Origin of the sequence: Symmachiella macrocystis (assembly GCF_007860075.1) — a bacterium.
GTDB lineage: Bacteria > Planctomycetota > Planctomycetia > Planctomycetales > Planctomycetaceae > Symmachiella > Symmachiella macrocystis.
The window spans coordinates 179,444-203,453 of the sequence record NZ_SJPP01000001.1; the positions used below are offsets into that span (position 1 = coordinate 179,444).

Genomic DNA, 24,010 nt, shown 5'->3' on the forward strand with positions numbered 1-24,010 from the left:
GCCCAGCAACACGCGCAACGTGATTCGCGCGGTAGCGGCTTGAGCAACTCTTCTTTTTTGGCGCGTTATATGTGGACCACCGTCCGGCAAATTTTTCGCACAGCCCCAGTCACAGCGAGCATCATATTCATTTGCTCGGGACTGCTGGCATGGATTTTTTATCTCGTCTTGTTCGAAGAAGCCAATTACCGCATCGCGCAAGAACAACTCGGCGTCCCACTGAAATTTGTGATGCTGGGTGGTCAAAACGGCACCGCCGATATCGAACTCGGGTTTACCAAACTTTGGGATGGCGAGTGGTGGCGCGTGATTCTCGCCGGCTTACACCATGGCGGCAGCATGACCAGCGGTCTGATTCATCTGGTGATGAACTGCCTCGGCCTGTGGTATTTGGGACAACTGCTGGAATACCGCATCGGCAGCCTGCGCATGGCCTTGCTGTTCGTCTCGTCGCTGGTCGTTTCTATGCTGCCGGAATTCCTGATGGGATCGGCGGCTGTGGGAATGTCCGGGGCGATCTGCGCGATGTTCGGTTATCTGTTAGTCCTGCGTCACCACGATCGATACATCTTGGAAATGTTACCCGACCAAGTAGTCCGCATCATGTTGATTTGGTTGGTCGCCTGCATTCCGGCCACTTATTTCGACATCCTGCCCGTCGCCAATTTGGCGCACTTTTCCGGTTTGGGATACGGGTATCTGGCCGCCCGTGTCGCCTATGCGCAAACCCCGTGGAAGGTCTCAGCCCGCGCCGGTTTTTTGGCCGCGCATTTACTCATTCCCATAGGATTGTACGCCGTGGTCCACCCAGTTTGGAATGCTGCCTATCACTGGCATCTGGGGACCAGCCAGTCACTTTCGCGACAAGACCGCATCATGCACCTCCGGCAAGCGGTTGCCATCAACCCACAACTCGATCCCGTTTGGGTGGAACTTTATAAGCAATATCTCAAGAGCGGAAATCTGCACAATGCCTGGACCGCGATCTTGCAGGGCGTGCACAATAATCCCTCAAGCACAACCGCAATTCGCAAAGCCGCCTTTATGGGCCAGCTCTTCCAGACGCCGGAAAACCGGAAACTGGCCCGCAGAATCTTGGACGATGTTTTTGACGACGATGCCCCCGCCTGGGCCGAACGGCTATTGGCCCAAGCTCCCGGCTCACAACGCTTTCGCTTCACGCTTCCCACCGACCCTCCGAACAAATACGAGATCGGCAAACCGGTAAAACTACCCGAGCCTGCCCGAATCGATCCCAATCCTCAAAACGAACCGTTGGCGCCCCCCGATCCCGACGAGGCCGATAGTGCCGCGGTGGGAACCGCAACGTAATCGTGTCCAAGATGGCAACCCGCGCACGTTTCGCACAACTTTGCTTATGAACCGATCGCCCAGCGACATCCACCCCGCTTCCCGATCGGCGGCTCCACTGCGGTCAACCGCCCGTTGGCAAAGTGTGTGGGGTGTCACAGTCCTGTTCACCGTGGCGTTGAGCGTGATGTTTGTCCTGCTGTCTCACGTTCCGCTGTGGCATACCGATCTTTGGGGGCATCTGCAATATGGCGAGATCCTCTGCACTGAAAAAGCGATTCCCGCCACTGAACCGATCATGCCGTTGGCAGCGGGTGTCCCCTTTGTCGATTCCGCTTGGCTATCCCAAGTGATCGCCTTTAAGGTCTTCGAATCTGCCGGAGTGGCTGGACTGCAATGCCTCTACGCTGCTTGCATCACCGCTTGTTGTGGATTGCTGCTATGGCTCAGTCATCGACATGGTCGCGGCCCGGTGATCAGTTTGGCGGCGGTGGCTGTTTGGCTCGCGCTGGAGTGGCAGCAGCTGCCCGTTATCCGCCCACAACTGGCCGGCGCTGTTTGTTTTTTAGCCTTACTCACCTGCCTATCACAGCGCCGCTACAGCGTGTCGGTGTTTGTCATTGTCACGGGTTTGATGCTGCTGTGGGCCAACTTGCACGGGTCCTTCATCATGGGCCTGGGATTGCTGTCCTGTTTTACGCTGGGACGAGCCATTGACGTTGTTCGCCGCAGCAAACGACTGACCGCCATCGCGCACGACACCAAGACACGACAATTGTTGGTACTCACGCTTTGTGGCGGATTGGCGGTCTTCGTGAATCCCTATGGCCCACAACTTTATTTCCACGTATTGACATTCGCGCGGAACCCGAATCTGGCTGACCTGACCGAATGGAAGTTGCTGTCCTTCACGTCCCAACAAGGACAAATCTTCGCAGCCGCTGTGATTTTCTTGATTCCGATGCTCTATTTCTCTCCCCGCCGCATAACAACTGCGGAAATCCTATTGCTCACCGGACTGGGTGCCGCCACGGTTTGGACGTCACGCATGATCGTCTGGTTCGCCCCGATTGCCGCTTACGTCTTCGCGCTGCATGGCGGCGCACTCTGGAACCGCTATGTTTTCCACCCCCGGCCTCGCCCCCTCGGAACACCTCGGCGAAACTGGGCAAGGACAACACTCGTCGCAGTGGCAATCATGACGGCAGGGGCGTTCAGCCCGCTCGGCCGCTTGATTTGGTCCGGACCACCGGTCGATTTCAACGCAGCGGTCTCGTCGCAAACGCCCGTCGCAGCTGCTGAGTTCTTGTTAGAGCGACAACCGGCGGGGCAGATGTTTAACACGTATGAATGGGGTGATTATCTTTCCTGGGTCGGCCACCGTCATGCTCAACGTTGGCCCATCTACGTCGCCTCACACGCGCATTTAGTCCCCCGGCAAGTCTGGGTCGATTACATGGCCTTGATCGGAGCACCAGCGGACTGGGAACAACGTTTGGAACAATACGATGTTCAGACGGTTGTAATCGATCACAGAAATCGCAGCGCATTGATATCGCGACTTCGCGCTAGCGACCACTGGACCCTAGTCTTTGAAGATGACATCGCCGCCATCTTCATTCGCAAACACCCCTAATCGCTAATAGGCAAACCGGTCACGAAAACAAAAAAGGCCACCGCCGCCCCTAATGAGACAGCGGTGGCCAACGTATCGTCTGGCTTCTTTGTGACCGTCGACGTTTCCGTCATTCCGGCGCCACGCGAGGAACACGGCAATCATTGCCGCCGTTATCAGTGAAACCCAACGTTCCCCAGACATTCCTCCTTGAATGGTTCCTCGCGAGATAATTGAAGCGGCACATCAGTCGCCGCAATAGAAGAAGCAGTCAGGACCTTTGGTGGCGTAGTAGGGATATTGGACCATCATCGGCATCCCTGTTCCTACATTGCATTGCGGTACCATGCTGGAGTTGTAGTGATGCACGTTCGAGCCAGACCATTTGTCCGGGAATCGGCACAGTCCGCGCATCCGTCCGCGGCAACCACCGCGGCAACCACCACGGCAATCGCCGTAGCAATCGTCTCCGCACATGCCGTCGTAACAGCTTCCATCCTGGCATCCGCCGGGACATCCATCGCCGGCATAACCTCCACCGTAACTGCCGCCGTAGCCGCCATTTTGACAGGACTGGCATTCTCCACACGGCTCCTGGCCGCGGAAAACACTACCGGATTCCGTCGTCGCGCAGCCAACACAGACAAACAGTGAAAGCGCTGCAAACATTGTCGATAATGCGTGATTTCGCATTCTAAGAAGCCCTCCGTGATTTCATGTTTTTTGACTGGTTTTCAAAACCCTCCACTGCGCAGTGTCGGAACGCACGTTGAGCTCCAATATGCACACAACCGGGTTTTTCAACCGGCCTGTGGGTCTCGCAGACGGCCTGTTCTGGGTCGAAACGGGTAGCCGGCCATCCGGTGTGCAAGCTTTATCGGCAGCACATATGTCACAACAGTACCGATCGTTGCCTATTGACCGATCATTGTGACAACACGAACCCATCGACCTTGCAGAATTCCCCTGGTTCCGCTAAATTCACATCCAGCGAAGCCAATGCGTTCCGGCCTTTCCGCATGGCATTTCGCAAAGTCTTACAGTGAAATGGATTACGAGCTCGAGGCCGGATTTCAAGGGAGTGTCAGGAGTGTTTGTTGCCGCGTCTACCCGCTGTTTTTCGGACCGACCGTTTGAAGATGCCTGCGAACAGCTCGCCGAGTTGCAATACGATAAGGTGGAACTCTGGCTGGATGAAACGCAAGATCATCTCAAGCCATCCCATGTGATTGCAGATCCCGAGTCGTTTTGCTCGCGTTTCCGCGACGTCACTCGCATGACGCCGATCGCCATCAACCTAGAAAACGAAGTCTCTCTCGAGGACTTCCAAGCCCTGGTTCGCGTGGCGCAGCTTTTCCGCTTAACACAAATTACGATCCCCGCGTCGCCATTGGGAACACCTTTCAACGCTGAAATCGATCGCCTCCGTGCGCATCACCGCATTGCCAGCGCGGACGGCGTTCATGTTTCCATCAAAACCAAAACCGGCCAACTGACCGAGGATCCGCACACAGCCGTCGAATTGTGCCAAGCCACGCCGGGTGTCGGAATCACGCTCGATCCGAGCTATTACATCTGCGGCCCGGTTCCCAACCAATCGTACGACCAAGTCTTTCCGTACGTCTTCCACACACACCTGCGTGACACGCTCCCCGACAACCTGCAGGTCCGCATCGGTTTGGGTGAGATCGACTACAGCCGCATCATCAGCCAACTCCAACGCAATGGGTACAACTTGGCCCTGTCGGTGGAACTCCTTCCCGAGCGTTTGGGCGACATTGATCGCGCCGTCGAAATGCGGAAGATGCGTTTGCTGTTGGAAAGTCTGCTGTAATTTCGATCGAAGCGGTCGATTGCTTTGCGGTGCGCGCAAAATTGCTCATAATGGGAATCGTATTCACAACGACACCCATTCCCGCGCCACAAAGGTTTCGCCATGCTTCGACATCCCGCATTGCTCAGCGGTCTCTGTGCCATCGCCGTTATGTTCACAACGGCCTTAAGCGCCCGCGCTCAAGAGGCCCAACGACTGCCCAATGTGGTTATCATCTTCACCGACGACCAAGGCTACGCCGACGTTGGTTGCTTTGGTGCAGAAGGATTCGAAACGCCCCACTTGGATCGCATGGCGGCTGAAGGCATGCGGTTCACGAACTTTTATGTCGCTCAAGCGGTCTGCGGAGCATCGCGGGCGGCACTACTTACCGGTTGTTACCCCAACCGCATCGGCATGCTCGGCGCTCCCAGCCACCGCACCAAGCACGGCATCCACGACGAGGAATTGTTGATTCCGGAATTGCTCAAACAACGCGACTACGCCACAGCCATCTACGGCAAATGGCATCTCGGCCACCACGAACAATTCCTGCCGCCCAACCACGGCTTCGACGATTACTACGGTCTGCCCTACTCCAACGACATGTGGCCTAACCATCCGACCGCTGGTGATCGATATCCGCCATTGCCGTTAATCGCTGGAACTAAAACCATTGAGCACAATCCAGACCAAACGCAACTGACAACGTCGTATACCCAACACGCCGTCAAATTCATCGATCAAAATAAGGACCGGCCCTTCTTTCTCTATGTGCCGCACTCGATGCCGCACGTGCCGTTGTTTGTGTCGGACAAATACAAAGACAAATCCGAACAAGGCCTGTATGGCGACGTGATTTCTGAAATCGATTGGTCGGTTGGGCAGATTCTAGAAGCGATCAAGAAAAACGGCCTGGATGACAATACGTTGGTCATCTTTACCTCGGACAACGGACCGTGGTTATCGTATGGCAATCACGGCGGTTCCGCTGGACCGCTCCGCGAAGGCAAAGGAACCACCTGGGAGGGGGGCGTCCGCGAACCGTGCATTATGCGCTGGCCGGGAAAAATCCCCGCCGGAACCGTCTGTGATGAAGTAGCCGCCACGATCGACATCCTACCCACGCTGGCCGGTTTGACGAATACCCAACTCCCCGATCATCCGATCGACGGCAAAGACATTTGGCCCCTGATGTCGGGCGAGAAGAACGCCAAAACACCGCACGAGGTCTTCTATTACTATTGGGGAAGACACCTGCAGGCAATCCGTAGCGGACAATGGAAATTGCATTTCCCCCACGAATTCCGCAGCCTGACCGGCACTCCCGGCAAAGACGGACAACCGGACGGTTATACCGTCGGTAAGACAGACATGGCGCTGTACGATCTGGTCCATGACATTGGCGAAACCACCGACGTGAAAGATCAACACCCTGAAGTTGTCGCCCGCCTAAAAAAACTCGCCGACGCCGCCCGCAGCGAACTGGGTGATTCGGCCACCAAACAAAAAGGCAGCGGCACCCGCCAACCCGGCCGGATTTGATCATTAATGCGCAACGGCAATCTGTTACAATGCAAGTGCAGGAACATCCCCCGCATGCAAAACAGAAGGTGGTAAGATGGCCACAACCACACCAGTCACAGCTGATGAGTTAATCCGTATCTGCGACGATTCAACGCGCTACGAATTGGTCTCCGGAGAACTGCACATGATGTCGCCCGCCGGATGGAGACATGGGGAGTTGGTGTTTCGACTGTCGATGCTGATCGGTGCGTACGTGGAACAGAATCGGCTCGGACGTTGTTTCGGAGCGGAAACGGGATTTCTGATCCAACAAAATCCCGACACGGTCCTCGCCCCCGGCATCGCTTTTATTGCTGTAAAAAACCTGCCTGACACGGAACCGGAACAGGCCTATTGGCCCAGTGCGCCCGACTTGGTGGTCGAAGTCCGTTCCCCACAAGATCGCGACGCCGCCGTACAAGAAAAAGCAATCCGCTGGCTAGCCGCGGGTGGTGAATTGATTTGGGACATCGATCCCGCTCAGCAATGCGTAACCGTCTACCGTCCCCAAGCAGCACCGCTGGTCATCCCCCACGAGGAATCGCTTGACGGCGGCACTGTCCTCCCAGGGTTTTGTTTACCATTGGCCGGATTCTTCGAATAACCAATCGAAGTCCCACAATCAACCGGGAACCTACCGCCGGCGTTCGCCCGGTTTTTCTTTATTCCGTGGGCGGAGCATATAGGCCGCCGCGCCCACTGCAATTGCTAGCGGCAAAGCGACGATGATTATCCGCTTGGCGAGCACGATCAATACCAAGCCACCGGCAACGATCGGGAGTATTTTTTCCCACACCAGCTCCGCCCCCTTGGCTGGTACAGCGAACCACAAAGCGGTCATCAAGATCCCCACGCGGAAAAACGCTGCGAGCAGCGCTTCGCGTTCCGGCGAAAAGATCCACACCGCCCCGGCGATTGCCAAGCAAATCGCTGCGAGAAAACCAACTTGTGTCCGGCCAATATAAGTCGTCGAGTCGTTCATGATGCCTATTATGTCGAATGACTCACCTCAGCGGCAATGCACCCCAGCGAGAAAACATCAGCCCGCTACTGCGTTGCGGCTTCCATCAAATTTTGCTCGGTGGCCTCTTCGCGGGAAAACGTTCCGGTCAGCCGCCCGTCGCTGAGTACCAAGATTCGGTCGCACAGCGTTAATAATTCCGGCAATTCGCTCGAAGTCACTAAGATCCCCATCCCCTGCCGACATAGTTCATCCGCCAACCGATAAATCTCCGCCTTGGCCCCCACGTCGATTCCTCGTGTTGGGTCGTCCAACAACAACACTTGAGGCTGTGTCCGCAGCCACCGCGCGATAATGCACTTTTGTTGATTCCCCCCACTCAATTCCGTAATCGCCGCCCCCGGTCCGGAAGTCCGTATCCCCAATTTCGCAATCGACTCCTCAGCTGCACGCTGTTCCGCGCGGCTGGAGACAAACCCACCGGCGGTTAATTTCTCCAGGCTCGACAACGTGATATTCGCTCCCACGTCGACATTCTCAAACAGCCCCAACCGCTTGCGATCCTCCGCCACCAACGCCATTCCCGCCTGCAGCGCTTCGCGGGGATGCGAAAAGTTTATTGTCCGTCCGCACAGAGAAATCGTGCCTTCCGTCTCCCCCTCCGCCATGCCGAACAGCACTTCCAACAACTCCGTCCGCCCCGCCCCCAACAATCCGGCAATGCCCAGAATCTCACCAGCATGCAACGTAAAACTGATATCAGCTAACCGCCAACGTTTCGCCGAACCTGCCACAGCTAAGCGCAGATTCTCCACGCGCAGGACTTCTTCACCAATCGCGCGGCCGGCGGCAAATGCCTCGGCATCGATTTCGCGTCCCACCATCAGATGAGTCACAGCGGTCACGTTGGTCTCCGCCGGAGCAACGGTCGCAATCCACTCTCCATCGCGGAGCACCGTGATGCGGTCCGCCAAGCGGAAGACTTCTTCCATTTTGTGCGAGATGTACAGGATCGTCACGCCTTGTTGTTTCAAATCGGCGATTACGCGAAACAACCGCTCCGTCTCAACACCGGTCAGCGCCGACGTCGGTTCGTCCATGATCAGAATACGGTTTTCCAACAGCAGCGCCTTGGCGATTTCGACCAACTGCTGATCCCCCACCCGCAACCGCGCCACCGGTGTGTCGGGTGAGATTTCACACCCCAACCTCCGCAACAACTCCCCCGCCTTGTCATGCATGGTGCGGTCATCCAGAAATCCCCACCCCGCTCGTAACTCGCGACCCAAAAAGATATTCGCCGCCACCGACAATTCATCCACCAGATTCAATTCCTGATGAATGATGCTCACCCCGGCCGCTTCGGCATCCCGCGTCGAGGTAAACCGCACCGCACGCCCGGCGATCCGCAATTCCCCCTCGTAATCGCAATTGATTCCTGCCAGGATCTTCATCAACGTCGATTTACCGGCGCCGTTCTCACCCACAATCGCATGCGTCTCCCCCGCGGAAATCGCTAACGACACATCATCCAACGCCACAACACCCGGAAACCGCTGCGTCACGCGAGCAACCTCAATCACCGGCACGTCGTTGTTGGGAGAATGATTGGACACGGATGAACGTAGGGTGCGTCGCGACGCACCTTTCTATATAGGACAAAAGATATAAAATTAACAAAAACGGCTCAGCAGGAGCTTCACCCTCCCGGGATGTCGTATTTCTATCGTGCGGTCACTAATTAATTCCGTGACCGCATTTCCAAAAACTTCTTCAATGCCAACACGCCCAAGATCACCGCCGCCGTGCTGCCGCCGATCATCAGTTTGTAATCGCTCGACAACACCGCTGTGATCACGCCTCCCAGCAGCGAGAGGATGAAGATATTCACGACGCCTAATCCGCCGGGAAAGAATTGTTTCTTTAAGGCTCCTGCGTTGCGCAATTCGTTAAACGCGACCGCCAACACGACCAATGCACCGACAATCAAACCTTGGAACTCATCGGGATTCGTCTTCACGGTCTTCGCCACGGAGTCAATCACCACCCGCAAAAACAGAGCACCGAGCATGACACCCGGGATTGTTCCGATGCCGCCGGCCAGCGAACAACCTCCCACCACGGCCGCGGCAATCGCGTTCAACTCATAGCCCATTCCCTGCGTCGCTGGGTTCGACATGCCGACGTAACTGCTGTACAAAATCCCCGCGATCGCAGCGGTCACCGTCCCCACGCAATAGGCCAACCACTTCAAGCGATCGGTACGGATCCCGCTCAACTTGGCCGCCTCTTCATTCCCGCCCAGAGCATACAAATGCCGACCGATGACCGTTTTGCTCATCAAGATCCATATCAATCCGCTCAGCACCAGAAATATCACCAGCGGAATCCACCAGCGGCTTCCCCAACTGCGGAACGATGCATCGTTGACATAGATTTGCGTATTGCGGCCTTGCGTCGTAACAGCGGCTGTCACGTCTTGTACCAACACCCGCGCCAATGACCGCAAACCGACCAGCGAAGCCAATGTTGCAATGAATGGCGGCAGCCCGATCACCGTAATCAACCACGCATGAAAACTGCCGATCAATACCGCCACCAACAGCGTTCCCGCAACGGCCGCGCATAAAATCCCCGCACCCAGTTCTCGCGTCTGCAGATTGCCGGCATCGTCGACCGGCGCCAGGGCAATCATAATCGACGTGCAGATCGCCCCGCTGAAGGCGATCACCGAGCCGCTGGAAAGGTCAATTCCCCCCGCAATGATCACCGTGGCAGCGCCTAATGCAAAGATCCCCAGCAGCGATGCTTGCCGCAAGATCTCCGCCGCATTCTGGCTGGGCTTTTGCCTGTAGGAGTCATCCATGCCGGCAGTGATCCCGACGACCACCAATATGGCGAACAGCAACCCCAGCTCATTCCCGTACCGCTGCAACCAGCGCGCGAGATTGCCGGGATTCGAATCATTGCGGGACATGAAAACGCTTCTGTGAGAGATGATCGACGGGACGAGTGACTACGCGCCGTTGGACTATGAACCGCTCAACCCATGCTCACGCAACCAGGCGCGGAATTCACTCAGCGTGAGGAATTCGGTTTGGGGGTCGAACATATCGCGCTTCAGCGACGTCGTCCCATCCGGCACAACAACCTTCAATCCCGTGCGACACAAATCGCCTCCTTCGCTCCCCTGATCTGGGAGAAGTTCCGCGACCGTCGCCTGATCCTCCTCAACCATCGCTTTGAGCAATTGGACTCCTTGATAACCCATCTGATACGGATTTTGCACGACCATCACATCCACCATGCCATCGGCCATGGCTTCAATCGCCGGTGGCTCCGCATCGAAACCGACGATTTTGACTTTGTTGCGGATTCCCAGCTCCTTCACGATATCGACAATCGCCGGTGTGTTGTAGGACCAGATACCGACCAACAAATTCAAATTCGGATTGCGGTCCAGCGCATCACGCACGTTCTTCCGCGCGGGGTCAGCCTTACCGCCGTCTCCCATATTTTCTTTGGCGTTAATTTTCGCCCCCACCCCTTCGGCAAACCCACCGATGCGTTCGATCGCATTGGTCGCCCCTTTGAGGCCTACAAATGTCGCATACTCGCCCCCGTCGGGTAACAGTGCCTGGGCGGCCACTCCCAATTCGCGGCCCCCCTGTATATTGTCGGTTCCCAAATAAGCAAAGCGTGCATCGCGGGCGGTATCGCGATCGACGTCGGAATCGATCGTAACCACTTTAATGCCGCTTTCGCGCAGGTGGCGCAATTCATCCGCGATCGCTGCATTTTTGGCATCAGTCACGGAAATTCCCACCGCCGCCACGTCGGTCGAATTTGCGTACTGTTTGAGTTTGTTGATCTGCCCTTCGACTTCGTAGTCGTTGCGATCGACCATTACGGTCAGGCCCGCCTCCTCAACCTTCAGTTCCGCTGCCGCATCGCGGGCCCCCGTAGCGGCCGCATCCCAGTAGGGGGAGTTGCCGTTCGTTAATATGATAATCCGTTTGGCCACCGGTTCGGGCACTTCAGCGGAACCACACCCGCTAGTGCTGACCGCCAAACCAAGCAACAGACAACCGGCAATCATCGAACGAATACGCATAGCTAACGAGGCCTCAATTCAGGGAAAGTCGCAATGCCGCCCAAGCAAGCGAGCAGCGGAGACATGCCAAGCCTCCCAGAATAAGCCCCACCCACAGTCGCGTCAACGAATGAGGGAATCGCATAAGCCTTCCCCTCAACGGGGTAGCAGCGATTGGGAACCAATCGGTGTGCCGCAAGCACAAGAAGCCGCAATTTGGGCGTCTCCCTGCTATACAATTGCCCTCTCAAGTTCGAAGCGGCAACCGCACCGCCTTGCGGGCTACGCCCGCCCCCAGTGGAAGAAGTTGTGCCGTTATTTCCGGGCAAACGAACCGGAGAGCATACCGGCGTCGAAGTATTGCGGGACGGTTCCGTCCGCGGCATACAGATACAGCGCCGCCAAGACAATCGAATCCAGCGTCGTCGAAATCAACGAAACCAACAACAACATCAGCACCCCGATCCCAATCACGACCCCGCCGACCACGGCGCCGGCTGAGCTGATCAGATAGGCCCCCAGCGCGATGACGGCAAAGCACGGCAGACAACATAGAAACGTGATGATGCCGATCCCAAAATTCGCTGAGAGTGCTTCGCCCCACGTTTTGCGAATGATCGATGCGGACCGTTTAAACGCTGTCATTGGATCGGCCTTTTCCACCACCAACACTGGCACGACGAAAAACGTCGTGATCGACCACGCCATTCCAATCAAGCCGGTCACGATTTGCCCGACGCGTTCCGATTTCGATTCGATCACCTTGAGGATCATTCCCACCGAAGCGGCCACCAACGCCCAGCCTAAGATCTGCGGCAACCGTCGCGAAGCCGCCCCCAGTCCGTCGGACAACGTCGGATTCTGCCCCTGAAACCGCAGCACCGCACAGGCAACGAGTGCGGAGTTGAAAAAGATGATCACAAAATAGTTCACGAAATAAAACGCGAACATGATGACATAGGCGAGCGGATTCTGCGGCGCCTGTTGGTCATCCATCACGACTTGAAAGTACTCGGTATTCCACAACGGCACCGCAAAACTGGCCAACACCAGCAAACAGCAAAACCCGCTAATCAAGGGGAACAGCATCAATTCCTTATCCAACCTCAACACATTCAGGCTGGCCTTAGCCAATTCCCAACCATTGGCAATACGTGCAAACATGAGCGGTTCCTTGCGATGAGCGGGTGTGTGATTGAAGAAAATGCCGGAAAAAAGACCTTGTCCTGTCGGAAGTATGCCACACTATTGCCCGCTGGTCCACAACAATTCACCAATTGCGCCGCGTAGGGTGCGTCGCGACGCACCTTTCCATGCCGTACGAGAGATGACTCGCTAAAAAAAGACTCGCGCAAAGACGCGGAGCCGCCAAGAAGAAAAAAGGAAACTGCTAAATCCTGCGTTAATAAATCAATAGTTCCCATTTCCAACCAAGCCGCGCGTCACCAATTCAAATAATCACAACAACTGATGCTTACAAAACACCTCTCTGCGTCTTGGAGCCTCTGCGCGAGGCCTTTCTTTTCCTAAGAAAATCGATGCGGCAAATCTACCGCACAATTTTCAATCCGCACCAATCAGCCCCGCCCCCGCTACACCAATTCCCGCACCACTTCCCCTTGCGGCAGCGCCACAATTGGCCGGCCGTCGTTGGTGTGAAATTCGTCGTGTGGATTCAGCCCCAGTGCGTGATAGATTGTACGCGCGAAATCGGGCACGGTCAGCCGTCGTGACTTGGGATAGGCCCCGGTGCGATCACTTTCGCCGATCAACTGCCCCGGTTTGATTCCACCGCCGCTGAGAGTCAAACTAAAACAATTGGACCAATGGTCGCGGCCACCGCGGACTTTGTTGATCACCGGCGTGCGGCCGAATTCGCCGACTGTAACCACCAACGTATTTTCCAACATGCCGCGATCCTGCAAGTCTTCCAGCAATGCCGAATAGGCACTGTCGTAGACCGGCAACTCCTTGCGCATCGTGTCCCAGTGGTTGAAGTGCGTATCGTAGCCACGGAACGCATGCCCCTGGACACGCACAAACCGCGACCCGGCTTCGATCAATCGCCGCGCGAGCAACATCCGTTGCCCCACGCGATTGCGGCCGTAGGCATCGCGGACTTTGTCCGGTTCTTGCGACAAATCAAACGCTTGTTTTGTCTTGGGTGAGGCGAGTATCGAAAACGCCTTTTCATAAAACGAATCGGTCACGCCAAACGCCGCTTGCGACTCCACTTGTTCTTGATAGGCATCCAGCGCCGACAACAACCGCTGTCGCCCGTCGAAGCGATCCATGTCGACCGCGTCGGGCCGGGCGAAGTTGCTCAAATCGATCGGGCCACGATTGGGGTCTTGGCGAATTTCGATGGGATCGAACTTGCGGCCTAGGTAGCCCCCTTTGCCCACATCGGGACGATAGGTTTTTCCCAGTTGGACAAATCCGGGAACATCTGCCGCCGACTGCTGTTGCTGCATCACAGCAGCGCCGAATCCGGCGGGGGTGAACCCCGGCAATTTTTGGCGGCCGGAGTTCAGATAATAATGCCCCAGCGGATGCCCCGTCACGGTGGAGGTCATCGAGCGAATGACCGAATACAATTGCGACGATTGTGCCAACTTGGGCATCAACTCATTGACCAGCAGTCCCGGCGTCGCCGTCTGAATCGGCTGAAACTCACCACGGATTTCGACCGGCGCGTGCGGCTTGAGGTCGTAGGTCTCGATCTGACTCGGACCACCCAGCAGCCACAGGAAAATGCAATTCACATCCTTCGGTCGCGCCGCCTCATCGCTGAGCGCTTGCTGTCGCAGCCAATTCGGCAGGCTCAGCCCCAGCCCGGAGATCCCGCCAATGCGGAGCGCCTCCCGCCGGGAAACCCCGCCGCAGGTTTGATCGTTCCCCGTATAAAACCCGAGCATCTCCGCTCCCGAACCTGCAGCATGGAAACATTCACAGACGTCGATACGCAAGAAATATCATAACGTTTCCCCCAATCGCCTCACAACACCAACCGACCGCTCAACCTAGCAATTGCTCCGACAAAAACACCGCGTGCCAAGTGTTTTGCCTCATTGAAATAATAGAAGCGGGTGCCACTGGCTTTGAGAGTGCAATGATCAAAGTGTACGTTACTCCTAACGCAGCTTTTGCGGCAACGATAGAAAAATTCAACCACGAAAAAAACGAAAGGCACGAAAAAGGATTTATGTTTCTCATACAACTTTTGTTATGAGTTCTACTTCAGCGTCGCAAGCCTTTGCCGTTGCCTCTGCATTGCTTTCGTGTTTTTCGTTTCTTTCGTGGTTTACTTTTTTAGGGATCAACTGAAGATTTGCGAGTGTCGCAAAGACTCTGATCGGTATTCCTGCAAAACACTGGCCAAGCCAGTGGCACCCGACTTATTTGGTTTGACCGAGCACTTGCTCACTCCACGCGGCAGATATAACAATCCAGATAATGATTCTCCGGACAGAACACCGACGCCGGATGATCGGCCGCTGGGCCGCGGGTTTCTAGAATTTGCAAATTCCGCCCCGCATCAATCGCCGCCTTGGCCAATGCCGCTTCAAAGTCCGCGCGGGTCACTAATCCCGAACAACTGCACGTCACCAGAATTCCATTGGGCGATAGCAATTCCATGGCCGCGCGATTCAATTGGGCATAGCCCTTCAGCGCCGACGGCACCGCGCTGCGATGCCGCGCCATCTTCGGCGGATCCAAAACAACGGCGCCGAACTGTTGGCCTTCTTCGCGCAGTCGATCCAGCACGCGAAAAGCATCCCCTTTTTCAAACGTCATCCGGTCGGCAACCCCGTTGAGTTCGGCATTCGCCTGGGCAATTTTCAACGCCGCTTCCGAAGCATCCACCCCCAGCACCCCGCGAGCGCCTCCGTTCACCATCGCGCTCAGTCCAAATCCGCCCGTATAGCAAAACAAATCCAACACGCTGCGCCCGGCGGTATATTTTGCGAACGCTGCGCGATTGTCGCGCTGGTCAAGATAAAACCCCGTCTTTTGTCCCTGCAGCAAATCCAATCCATATCGCACGCCGTATTCTTCAATGAACATCGGTGATGGCGGCGCTTCACCTTCCAACAGTCCGTCAGTGAGTTGCAAACCTTCAGCGTCGCGGATTCCCTTCTCCGTCCGCAACAAAATCCCAGCGGGTGAGAGTTTTTCTTTGAGCAATCGCACAATCACATCTCGACGCTCCGCCAGCGCAAAGCTCGTCAATTGCAACACCAACCATTGGCCGTAACGGTCAACCGTCAATCCCGACAGTCCATCCGCTTCGCTCGCCACCAACCGGCACGCCGATTCGGCTTGATTTCGATCGAGCACATCACGCCGCAAAGCGAGCGCCGCATCGAGTCGCTCGGAGAGGAAAGCGTCATCCACCGCGCAATCCGCCCGCCAGCTATACAACCGCACCCGGATGTTGCTGTGCGGATTGAATAATCCCCGCGCGATAAATTCGCCGCTATCGGTAACGACTTGCACTTCAGCACCGGCAGGCGGATCACCGTCGACACGTGCAATTGCCCCGGTGAAAACCCACGGATGCCGCGAAAAAAATGGCAACGCGCGGCGTTTTTTAATCACCACCACAGGCAAGGCAGTGGGCGCAGAATCCGCCTCCGCTGCAATCGTGGTTTCTGTTTCAACTTCGATGGGGTTGTCCGTCATGAATTCACAATAATGGGCTAAGTACAAAAAAATCCCCTCGACAAAGCCGAGGGTGCTGAAAAAACATGACTTGGAAATCGGGACGCTAGCGATCAGGGGGCCTTGTCGCGGACTGACTCGACTTCCGACAAATAGGCCAGCAAACGGTCCCGCTCATTGGTCAAATGCCGCACGCGGAGCAATGACCGCACTCGAGTCCGTAATTCCAATTGATTCACCGGTTTGGTGAGAAAATCATCGGCTCCCGCATTGACCGCTTTTTCAATATCGCCCATCTCATTGAGCGCGGTCACCATGATTATCGGAATGTCGCAGGTCGACGGACTCTCTTTGAGACGTTGGCAGACCTCATAGCCGCTCATTTTGGGCATCATGATGTCCAACAAGATCAAATCCGGCTGCTGCGCGGCCACTCGGTCGAGCGCCGCTTGACCGTCATGTGCCATATCAATCTCGTACTCCTCGTCCGCCAAATAGGCGTCGAGCAATTCGCAGTTGGGAATATTATCGTCGGCGATCAGCACCCGTGACGATTCGTCGCTGACTTCAAATGCCATGCTGCTCTCCCCCCGGAATCGGAGTCGCCCGGGGATACTGTATTAACCACTGAAAAAATCGCGGAATAACGCTTCGTTGTCCATCAATAGGTGTCGTCCGTCAATTTGTCCAAAATCCGGGCGACCGCGTCCAAGTTTAACGGACTTTGCGCATGACGCAATGCCCGCACATGCCCCCGTAAAAGCCGCAAATCCTCTGCTGTGTCCACATCGTACCACACTGGCAGCATCGCCAGCGCAGCCCCGGCATCGATAATCCGCGAAACAGTCTGGTCCAAAACCATTGCGCCGCTCCAGGCGATTTTAGCAAAAATAGGCAACAGTCGGCCCCGCATGCCAATCAAATAGTACCCCCCGTCCGCCGCCGGGCCAACCACGCATTCGGCATCGTCCAGCAACTCAAAGCCGCGTTCAATGAAATCGACCGGCAAGGTGGGACTATCCGAACCGATTACGATGACGCGATCCTCCGCAGCATCCAGATGTTCGGCAAAGAACCCATGCAGCCGCGCGCCCAGGTCCCCTTCCGGCTGCTGCCACAATTGATAGTCCGCACCCGCCAACTGCTCGAAATACGCCGCTGCTTCGGCCGGTGCATAGCAGAGAGACCGGTGCTCAGCCGTCGCGGCAAACCGCTGTGTGACCGCCTGTATAAATGCTTCGTAAAGTGCCGCGGCATTTTCGTCGCCGATGTCGCGCGCCAACCGCGTCTTCACGCGCCCCGCCGTGGGTTGCTTGAGAAAAATCCCCAATTTATTCATCGCACTGAAATTCTCTATGGGATGGCATTTTCTACGCGACTACATCGCGTGCGGCGGCGTTCCCTCGATTAATCGCCGTAGTAACACCTCGTCAATCTTACCGCGAAACCGCACCTTACCGTCGATTTCAACAACCGGCACACATGTATCAAACCGTCCCAGCAGTTGCGGATCGCCATCGATGTCGACCTCTTCGATGGGCGGCAAATAGGATCGATAGCCTTCTAACAATTCCAGCGAGTCATCGCAGAGATGGCAGCCGACGCGGGTATACAACGTAACGTTGTTGAAACGCAGTCCCGGTTTTGTGGGCGTCCAGACCGTTGCCGACGCCGGGCGCTGTCGCAACAGCCACCAGCCGATACCGATCAAAGTAAACGACAGGGCGCCCCACAACGGTTGATCACGATACCACGAACGAGGCATCGACCAGGAAATCCCATACGTGGCGTGAATCAGTAACAACCCTAACAAGGCCACACCCAAATACAATCCGATCGTACCGACCACCCTCCTGGAATGTTCACCGGCCGGTGCTGCGGTCTTTTGTTTGCTATCCGTCATGATTCCTACTTCAAATGAAACCAAGCCTTACTTTGCTGCACGCCGCACGATCCGTTCCACGGCGTCACATTCCTGCTCGAAGTATAGGCGGTTCCCTCGCAAAAGTGCAGTTCTCTCTAGCATCAGCGTCTGTGGATTGGTACTTTGGATGTATATGCGGGCGTCCACTATACTTGAACGTGCTGGCTTGGCAGCTGGGGCGAAGCGTTCGAGTCGTGCGCCGATCCAAGGGCCCACAAACTTCCTCACGATTTGATATGGCCACGATACTTACCGCCGAAGTCTTGATCCGAATGCTCAAGCAAAGCGGACTGGTCGAAGGTGATCAGTTGGACGCCGCCGTAGCGCGATGGAAATCCAACGACATCGACGTTACTCGGCCTCGGTTAATTGCCATTCAAGCGGTCAAAGAGGAATTGATTACACGCTGGCAGGCGGAAAAACTGCTGCAAGGCAAACACCGCGGTTTCTTTCTGGGCAAGTACCGTTTGTTGACGCTGCTGGGCACCGGCGGCATGAGTTCGGTCTATTTGGCCGAACATACGCTCATGCGGCGGCAGGTCGCCATTAAAGTACTCCCCCAGAGCCGAGTGGACGACGCCTCGTATCTGGAACGCTTCCACCGCGAATCCCAGGCGGTTGCCGCTTTGGATCACCCCAACATCGTCCGCGCGTACGACGTCAATCAAGAAGGCAACGTGCACTTCTTGGTTATGGAATACGTCGCCGGCCAAAGCTTGCAGGAGTTGGTTGCCAAAAATGGCCCACTCGATTTTGTGCAGGTTGTCGAATACGTACGACAAATCGCCGCTGGTCTCGAACACGCTCACGATGCCGGATTGATTCATCGCGACATCAAACCAGCAAACCTCCTTGTCGATGAGCGAGGCGTCATCAAAATGCTGGACCTCGGTTTAGCCCGTTTTTTTCACGCCGAGGAAGAGAACCCACTGACTCTCCAATATGATGAGAAGGTCTTGGGAACCGCTGATTACCTTTCCCCCGAACAAGCACTCGACTCCCACAAAGTCGACACGCGTGCCGACATCTACAGCCTGGGCTGCACGATGTACTTTCTGCTCCTCGGACACCCGCCGTTTCCCGACGGGACGTTGGCACAGCGGCTGATGTTCCACCAAATGAAAGAGCCTGCATCGCTCAAAGCAGAACGCCCCGAGACTCAACCGCATATCGTGGCGATCGTGGAAAAAATGATGCAAAAGGAACCCGAGGATCGGTTCCAAACCGTGCGGGATGTCTCGACCGTCTGCAAACGTTGGCTCAATAAAAATGGTGGGGACACTTGGAAAACGATGAAGTCCGCTGCTCTGGACAGCGCCGCCTCGAAATCCACCAAGTCAGTTCCGCGCCGCCGCAAAAATTCGCCGACCACCAACGTCCCCCGCGTGGTCGATTCGTCAAATACTGCGGAGACACAGACACCTGAGCCACAGACCCCAGAGCTACAAAGCACGCACGACAACGCGATGGCTGACTTTTTGGCCGCCATGTCCAATTCGGACAGTGACCTTTCGCTGTCCGATAGCGAAGCAGAAGCCTCGACTGTCACTGCTGAAATTCCATCCACGGGCTCCCGCAATCCAAAAACAGCAGAGACAATCTCGGCACAGCGATCGACCAAATCCAAGTCGCCTTACGAATCCGCCGCAACGGAATCCGCTGCAACAGTAGCTGACGATGAAAAACCGGCAAGCGATTCGTTTGACTTCAACCGCGAGACGGCTGCACCGGTTTCTTCGACAACCAATGTCATCAAATCCGATCCCGCCATTCCCACGTCTTCTGTCCTGGGCGATTCCAAGGCGTCTCAAAGCGTTTCTGCAATTTCGCAACTGCGCAATAGTTCGATTTCGTTGATGCGTCGACGCCCCAAATTGGCCATTGCGATCAGTGTCTCGACATTGCTGATTGGCGTGGCCATTATCATGCTCGGCTTTGGACCAGCAACAACGGACAAACCACCCGGCTCAGAAGACGCTGACAGACCGACCGAACTACCAACACCTGCGCCCCCGGCCGGCCCCAATTTTGTAAGCAAGACGATTGGTCCGAATGGAGATTTTCAGACTTTCTCCGCCGCTCTCGGGTTTGCCGCAAAAACGCCGCTGGGCCAGCACCGCGACGCGCATTTCCTTTTTTCCGTCGTCGCCGATCAGGTCTTTAAAGAGCGGATCGTTATCAACAATTCGAGCAGCGGGACCCAAAAGTATCCACACAGCATGCACTTCGTGGTCAAAGACGGAACGGCCACCCTGGCCCCCGGCGGTCCTGAGCCGGTGATCTCCATCATCGGAGGAAACGCCAAAGAGACGGATGTCAGTTTCTTGCACTTAGAAGGCTTCAATATCGATGCCAAGGGCGCAGCTGTTGCCATCAAAATGGCGGGGGTATTACCGCGCTGCGAAATTAGACGCTCATCACTCAGCGGCTACACGGAGATCGGGATCCAGGGAGATGCTCCTCGCGCCTTTCACAATGAAGAAATTGTCCTGTCCGACCTGACCTTTCAATCAAAGTCTCCCTCCAGCATTGCCGTACAACTCACTCGCCCCAAAGCCCAAGAGGACGCACCCTCGAATATAAATCTTTTCGGCTGCCGGTTTCTGGGGCCCATGCGCGCGGGTCTCGAATTCGCTGCCGCGGTGCATGACATCGAAGTCGAGCAGTGCATTTTTTATCAAACCCAAGTCGGCATCGACCTCAGCTATGCCAATCAGTCCGGCAGCAGTTTGCGGATCACGAACAATTCGTTCTATCAATGCGGTATCGGCGTGCAATTCAAAGATTTGCAGCAAATCGGGTATCCCCAATTTGCGATTGAGAAAAACGCATTCATCGCCTGCGAAGACGCAGCCGTACGCATCCTTGAAAACTACGAAACGATCCAATTTTTGAACAAACGTGCCACAAACGGTTCAAATTGGTCGGATCGGCCGCTTAAGGAGAAGGATGCCGACATTTTTCGCCAAGGGGGCACTGCTGCGGACTTCAAATTCAAATCGACTGATCCCAGCTTGAAAGAAGTTTTCCTCATCCCCGACGGCGAAGGCCAGCTCCAGGCAATTGGCTACACCGGAGCTGACCGCTAAACGCCTCTTCGCTCCCCGGTCCATCAGCGGCGGCCTGCCAGTACAGCCCCTTCGACCGGTATTCCTTCACAGGACTTTCCCCGCAAACCGTTACTGCGAAATGCTTTAAAAATTCGCAGTGAACAAATCGGGCATGGAAAATCGCCCTGAAACACACTTCACCACGTCTGGCGCTGCGTAACTCGAACCCCGAATTCACATTAGCCCATATCGCAAATTGCCCACCTTGACCGAGTTCAAGTCCACCCAGCGAATGTCGGAAGCAAGTTGCGTGCGCAAATGCCTATGCCAACACCACTTATGGTGTACACCTGTCGCTCCCTCCTCGACTGCCTTAGCATGGATATAGATGAAAGGTTGACCCCTCATAACTCAAAATGGTGGGTCGGCGGAGGAATACGCCGGCAGCCACTTGGTGGTGAAATCGTCCATGCGAAATACAAAACGCAATCAGCAAAACTCGCGTCGCGTCAATCAAAGCATTCGTGCCGCGCGGCGCAAGGTCCATAAACCCGATGCTAAAATCGCCATCGGTGTGCAGATGCGGGGAAATCGGTGCGGGCGCGGAGCAGAAGCCTTCAATGCCCCCGAAATCTGGCATGAACCAACCGGTCGCGAGACGACCCGCTATCTCGAGCACCCCGCAGGGAACGGGTACGTGCATCCGGTCACACCCGACGAGGTGGCTGCCCGCTTAGAAATGCTGCCGGCGGAATTCACCGAAGGACTGGAAGTCGTGCAATTCAGCCGCATGACACGCAAACGCAGCCTCTTTCCCTGTTACGGCATGCAATGGGGCGTAGCGATCTATCTGTACCCCATCGACGAAACGCTGGAAGAAGCCTACGTCCGCCCTCCCACACCGCAACAGCGGATCGAAACCGAAATGCACGGCGGCGTCTGGTCGCCCGACGGCAACCTGTGGCGACTCTCCTGGACCGAAGCAGCGATCAAGGATTTTTATCTCAACAACATCCTGATCCACGAACTAGGCCACCACAACGACCACCGCAACACCAATTTCGAAGCCCGCGAACGCTACGCCAACTGGTTCGCCATCGAACACGGCTACCGCGCCTCCCGCGAACTGCGCGACTAACCTGCTGTGCACTGTCAGCGACGCAATTCAACACCCCAATCGAACATTTTTGTTGATTCCCAAAGTTCAGGGGTTTAAACTGCGCTCGCAGATGACCTTCGTTACCGTTTCCAGCGCATAAACGTTAGCCGTGCTCACGTTCGGCATTGCCCGACTCATTCAATTCATTTCGCAGCGCGAAGCGTGCGCACCTAGAAACATAGGGAGTGTTCAGGTGGATAGCGAACCGATCACACACTTTGACCAAGATCCGCAGCGGTTAGCGGTGATTGGGGAGTGCATTGAGAATTATGACGTTGGCAAACCTGGCGCCAAATGGCCCAATAACATCATTTCACGAACGACTGTCGTTTACGGCAGTGGCGTCATAGCTGATCGAGATGATCCTGTCGTACATGATGTCGATCCCGCCGAATGGGAGTTGTGTAAGCGTATCGCCGCCGAAGCCAACGCGTCGATTTCGGGTGCCGACGTGGGCATGGGTTCCGAGGCCAGCGATCCCTTCAACGAATTCTACATCACTGCGAATAGAGGCGAATCTGTACCGAGCTTGATCACCGAAGAATTCATTCGAGAGAAGTTTCGCGGTACTTTATTTCCGCCGGTGACAATTACCGTCGAACCATTAGTTGAGCAAGGCGTGTGGTGGTCGGAAGTGATGGCTGACGCTAACGGCTACGTTGGAGAGGAACTTGAATCCTATCTGGCACCTTGGCGGAGCATGATGTCTTACCTCAGGGATTCACCACACCTGAGTGGTGCCAGTTTTGTTCGTATTGGCGACCTGGAAGCTCTGCAGGATCTCGATACGAAATCCTATCCGGACGGAACAGAAATTAATGGCTGCGTCTTACCTCGTCTAGCAGTGGGACTGACGAATCAAGGTAGCATTGCCGGTATTTTTGGATACTCAGTTCAAACGTAGAACGCGACCTGAAAACCTCCTGATCCACAAACTGGGGTACCGCGCCTTGTGCGAACTGAGCGACTGTGCGGCGTCTGCAGCTGAACGCTTACCGTTCAATTTCACGGGAAAAGTGTCGTAAAATGGTGATCCCGTCGTCCCTGAGATCCGTTACCATGGCAGGTCACGGTGCGACACGTCCACGCCCAAGGTCATTCTTTGGTTCTTCTCCCGAAAGCACTCCATGTGGATCTGCCCTCAATGCGCGGAATCGATGGAATCAGAGTGGGAGATCTGCTGGTGTTGCGGAACCGACCGCGACGGGACGGTCGATCCCGATTTTCAGCACTCCGTCCAACGTGACGATGCACCGCCCGCCGTCCGGCATTCCGACTCTGGGTTCAATCGCGCATTCCTAGTTTTTAGCCTCGCTCTCAGTGCTGTGGTAGGTGCAGCATATCCGTTTGTCTTCCATCGTGTTCCCGGCGGACCATTTAACGCGCCCGCTGAAATGGAGACAAGCTTTGGGTTTGCTGTGCTGTTGTTTAGTATCGGATCAGGACCGTGGCTTTTTTGGACTGTGACGTTTCTAAACAAATTGCTCTCTGGTAACGAACCGGCAAACAACGGGATCTTTGATCGGTATTTTTTTAAAGTTTTTTACGAACCATTGGCGTGCTTACGCTTCGGCTTGTGGAGCAATGCCATGGCCACCGCGTTTACGCTTTTCGCGCATGCGGTCGCGTTAGAGTGGCCGTCACTGCTGGTAATCGGTTTGTGGACCACAGTACCGAGTATTTGGCTGACGATTCGCTATGTTGAATCACAGAGACCTGTGAAGCCACCGCATACCTCATCAGTAGCTTAGCGCGTCCCTGTAACCCTTTCGCAATGACGGAAAGCGACTAACGGGAGCGTACCCAACAATCCGAGCGGCAGCTCGCACAATTCGGTTGTACCGATGGCAGCC

The 24,010-nt window shown here is 55.6% G+C and carries 20 protein-coding genes; 9 read left to right on the top strand and 11 right to left on the bottom strand.

The genetic code is table 11. The annotated features are described in order from the left end of the window. Positions 1-69: 69 nt before the first annotated feature. Positions 70-1,332: a rhomboid family protein gene (locus CA54_RS00700; protein ID WP_146368964.1), complete on the top strand. Its 1,263-nt coding sequence runs from the start codon at positions 70-72 to the stop codon at positions 1,330-1,332. A gap of 46 nt (positions 1,333-1,378) precedes the next feature. After that, on the top strand, positions 1,379-2,947 hold the full coding sequence (locus CA54_RS00705; RefSeq protein ID WP_146368965.1) for a hypothetical protein: 1,569 nt from the start codon (positions 1,379-1,381) through the stop codon (positions 2,945-2,947). Between the two features lie 225 nt (positions 2,948-3,172). Here the strand turns inward: CA54_RS00705 and CA54_RS00710 are convergent, their stop codons facing one another. Next, positions 3,173-3,619 carry a hypothetical protein gene (locus tag CA54_RS00710; RefSeq protein ID WP_146368966.1) on the bottom strand — a complete coding sequence of 149 codons (447 nt, stop codon included), beginning with the start codon at positions 3,617-3,619 and terminating at the stop codon, positions 3,173-3,175. Between the two features lie 397 nt (positions 3,620-4,016). On the opposite strand from CA54_RS00710, the gene CA54_RS00715 reads away from it, so the two are divergent. The 3 genes from CA54_RS00715 (at position 4,017) to CA54_RS00725 (ending at position 6,909) form a co-directional block, all read left to right on the top strand. Beyond that, positions 4,017-4,760, top strand: a complete 744-nt coding sequence (locus CA54_RS00715; RefSeq protein ID WP_146368967.1) for a sugar phosphate isomerase/epimerase family protein — start codon at positions 4,017-4,019, stop codon at positions 4,758-4,760. 102 nt (positions 4,761-4,862) lie between these two features. Next, positions 4,863-6,284, top strand: a complete 1,422-nt coding sequence (locus CA54_RS00720; RefSeq protein ID WP_146368968.1) for a sulfatase family protein — start codon at positions 4,863-4,865, stop codon at positions 6,282-6,284. Between the two features lie 76 nt (positions 6,285-6,360). Then, positions 6,361-6,909: a Uma2 family endonuclease gene (locus CA54_RS00725; protein ID WP_146368969.1), complete on the top strand. Its 549-nt coding sequence runs from the start codon at positions 6,361-6,363 to the stop codon at positions 6,907-6,909. A 30-nt stretch (positions 6,910-6,939) separates the two neighbouring features. Here the strand turns inward: CA54_RS00725 and CA54_RS00730 are convergent, their stop codons facing one another. The 10 genes from CA54_RS00730 to CA54_RS00775 all read right to left on the bottom strand — a co-directional run bounded on the left by CA54_RS00730 (position 6,940) and on the right by CA54_RS00775 (position 17,927). Beyond that, positions 6,940-7,287 carry a hypothetical protein gene (locus CA54_RS00730; RefSeq protein ID WP_146368970.1) on the bottom strand — a complete coding sequence of 116 codons (348 nt, stop codon included), beginning with the start codon at positions 7,285-7,287 and terminating at the stop codon, positions 6,940-6,942. Positions 7,288-7,352: 65 nt separating this feature from the next. Then, positions 7,353-8,882: a sugar ABC transporter ATP-binding protein gene (locus CA54_RS00735; RefSeq protein ID WP_231962923.1), complete on the bottom strand. Its 1,530-nt coding sequence runs from the start codon at positions 8,880-8,882 to the stop codon at positions 7,353-7,355. Between the two features lie 125 nt (positions 8,883-9,007). Then, on the bottom strand, positions 9,008-10,243 hold the full coding sequence (locus CA54_RS00740; protein WP_146368971.1) for an ABC transporter permease: 1,236 nt from the start codon (positions 10,241-10,243) through the stop codon (positions 9,008-9,010). A gap of 54 nt (positions 10,244-10,297) precedes the next feature. Further along, on the bottom strand, positions 10,298-11,380 hold the full coding sequence (locus tag CA54_RS00745) for a substrate-binding domain-containing protein (protein WP_146368972.1): 1,083 nt from the start codon (positions 11,378-11,380) through the stop codon (positions 10,298-10,300). A 294-nt stretch (positions 11,381-11,674) separates the two neighbouring features. After that, a complete protein-coding gene (locus CA54_RS00750) occupies positions 11,675-12,523 on the bottom strand; it encodes a DUF6159 family protein (protein ID WP_146368973.1) in 849 nt (282 codons plus the stop codon). A 428-nt stretch (positions 12,524-12,951) separates the two neighbouring features. Next, positions 12,952-14,277, bottom strand: a complete 1,326-nt coding sequence (locus CA54_RS00755; protein WP_146368974.1) for a DUF1501 domain-containing protein — start codon at positions 14,275-14,277, stop codon at positions 12,952-12,954. Between the two features lie 505 nt (positions 14,278-14,782). After that, entirely contained in the window at positions 14,783-16,045 is a 1,263-nt protein-coding gene (locus tag CA54_RS00760) for a class I SAM-dependent rRNA methyltransferase (protein ID WP_146368975.1), read from the bottom strand. A 92-nt stretch (positions 16,046-16,137) separates the two neighbouring features. Beyond that, positions 16,138-16,602: a response regulator gene (locus CA54_RS00765; protein WP_146368976.1), complete on the bottom strand. Its 465-nt coding sequence runs from the start codon at positions 16,600-16,602 to the stop codon at positions 16,138-16,140. Positions 16,603-16,685: 83 nt separating this feature from the next. Beyond that, the gene (locus tag CA54_RS00770) at positions 16,686-17,363 is read right to left on the bottom strand and encodes a TIGR04282 family arsenosugar biosynthesis glycosyltransferase (RefSeq protein WP_146368977.1); all 678 of its coding nucleotides are present in this window, start codon (positions 17,361-17,363) and stop codon (positions 16,686-16,688) included. Positions 17,364-17,402: 39 nt separating this feature from the next. Further along, entirely contained in the window at positions 17,403-17,927 is a 525-nt protein-coding gene (locus CA54_RS00775; protein ID WP_197532101.1) for a glutaredoxin family protein, read from the bottom strand. Between the two features lie 257 nt (positions 17,928-18,184). On the opposite strand from CA54_RS00775, the gene CA54_RS00780 reads away from it, so the two are divergent. From CA54_RS00780 to CA54_RS00795, 4 genes are all read left to right on the top strand, one after another. Further along, complete coding sequence (locus CA54_RS00780) at positions 18,185-21,037, top strand: serine/threonine protein kinase (RefSeq protein ID WP_197532102.1); 2,853 nt, start codon at positions 18,185-18,187, stop codon at positions 21,035-21,037. 430 nt (positions 21,038-21,467) lie between these two features. After that, a complete protein-coding gene (locus CA54_RS00785) occupies positions 21,468-22,136 on the top strand; it encodes a hypothetical protein (RefSeq protein WP_146368979.1) in 669 nt (222 codons plus the stop codon). A 214-nt stretch (positions 22,137-22,350) separates the two neighbouring features. Then, entirely contained in the window at positions 22,351-23,061 is a 711-nt protein-coding gene (locus tag CA54_RS00790) for a hypothetical protein (RefSeq protein WP_146368980.1), read from the top strand. A gap of 223 nt (positions 23,062-23,284) precedes the next feature. Further along, the gene (locus CA54_RS00795) at positions 23,285-23,908 is read left to right on the top strand and encodes a hypothetical protein (protein WP_146368981.1); all 624 of its coding nucleotides are present in this window, start codon (positions 23,285-23,287) and stop codon (positions 23,906-23,908) included. The last annotated feature ends 102 nt before the right edge of the window (positions 23,909-24,010 follow it).

Bases quoted from the DNA above. Each gene is read 5' to 3' on its own strand.
- CA54_RS00750 (WP_146368973.1), bottom strand. From the start codon at position 12,523: ATGTTTGCACGTATTGCCAATGGTTGGGAATTGGCTAAGGCCAGCCTG.
- CA54_RS00780 (WP_197532102.1), top strand. From the start codon at position 18,185: ATGGCCACGATACTTACCGCCGAAGTCTTGATCCGAATGCTCAAGCAA.
- CA54_RS00720 (WP_146368968.1), top strand. From the start codon at position 4,863: ATGCTTCGACATCCCGCATTGCTCAGCGGTCTCTGTGCCATCGCCGTT.
- CA54_RS00775 (WP_197532101.1), bottom strand. From the start codon at position 17,927: ATGACGGATAGCAAACAAAAGACCGCAGCACCGGCCGGTGAACATTCC.
- CA54_RS00705 (WP_146368965.1), top strand. From the start codon at position 1,379: ATGAACCGATCGCCCAGCGACATCCACCCCGCTTCCCGATCGGCGGCT.
- CA54_RS00710 (WP_146368966.1), bottom strand. From the start codon at position 3,619: ATGCGAAATCACGCATTATCGACAATGTTTGCAGCGCTTTCACTGTTT.
- CA54_RS00765 (WP_146368976.1), bottom strand. From the start codon at position 16,602: ATGGCATTTGAAGTCAGCGACGAATCGTCACGGGTGCTGATCGCCGAC.
- CA54_RS00745 (WP_146368972.1), bottom strand. From the start codon at position 11,380: ATGCGTATTCGTTCGATGATTGCCGGTTGTCTGTTGCTTGGTTTGGCG.
- CA54_RS00785 (WP_146368979.1), top strand. From the start codon at position 21,468: ATGCGAAATACAAAACGCAATCAGCAAAACTCGCGTCGCGTCAATCAA.
- CA54_RS00700 (WP_146368964.1), top strand. From the start codon at position 70: ATGTGGACCACCGTCCGGCAAATTTTTCGCACAGCCCCAGTCACAGCG.
- CA54_RS00760 (WP_146368975.1), bottom strand. From the start codon at position 16,045: ATGACGGACAACCCCATCGAAGTTGAAACAGAAACCACGATTGCAGCG.
- CA54_RS00795 (WP_146368981.1), top strand. From the start codon at position 23,285: ATGTGGATCTGCCCTCAATGCGCGGAATCGATGGAATCAGAGTGGGAG.
- CA54_RS00725 (WP_146368969.1), top strand. From the start codon at position 6,361: ATGGCCACAACCACACCAGTCACAGCTGATGAGTTAATCCGTATCTGC.
- CA54_RS00730 (WP_146368970.1), bottom strand. From the start codon at position 7,287: ATGAACGACTCGACGACTTATATTGGCCGGACACAAGTTGGTTTTCTC.
- CA54_RS00770 (WP_146368977.1), bottom strand. From the start codon at position 17,363: ATGAATAAATTGGGGATTTTTCTCAAGCAACCCACGGCGGGGCGCGTG.
- CA54_RS00740 (WP_146368971.1), bottom strand. From the start codon at position 10,243: ATGTCCCGCAATGATTCGAATCCCGGCAATCTCGCGCGCTGGTTGCAG.
- CA54_RS00755 (WP_146368974.1), bottom strand. From the start codon at position 14,277: ATGCTCGGGTTTTATACGGGGAACGATCAAACCTGCGGCGGGGTTTCC.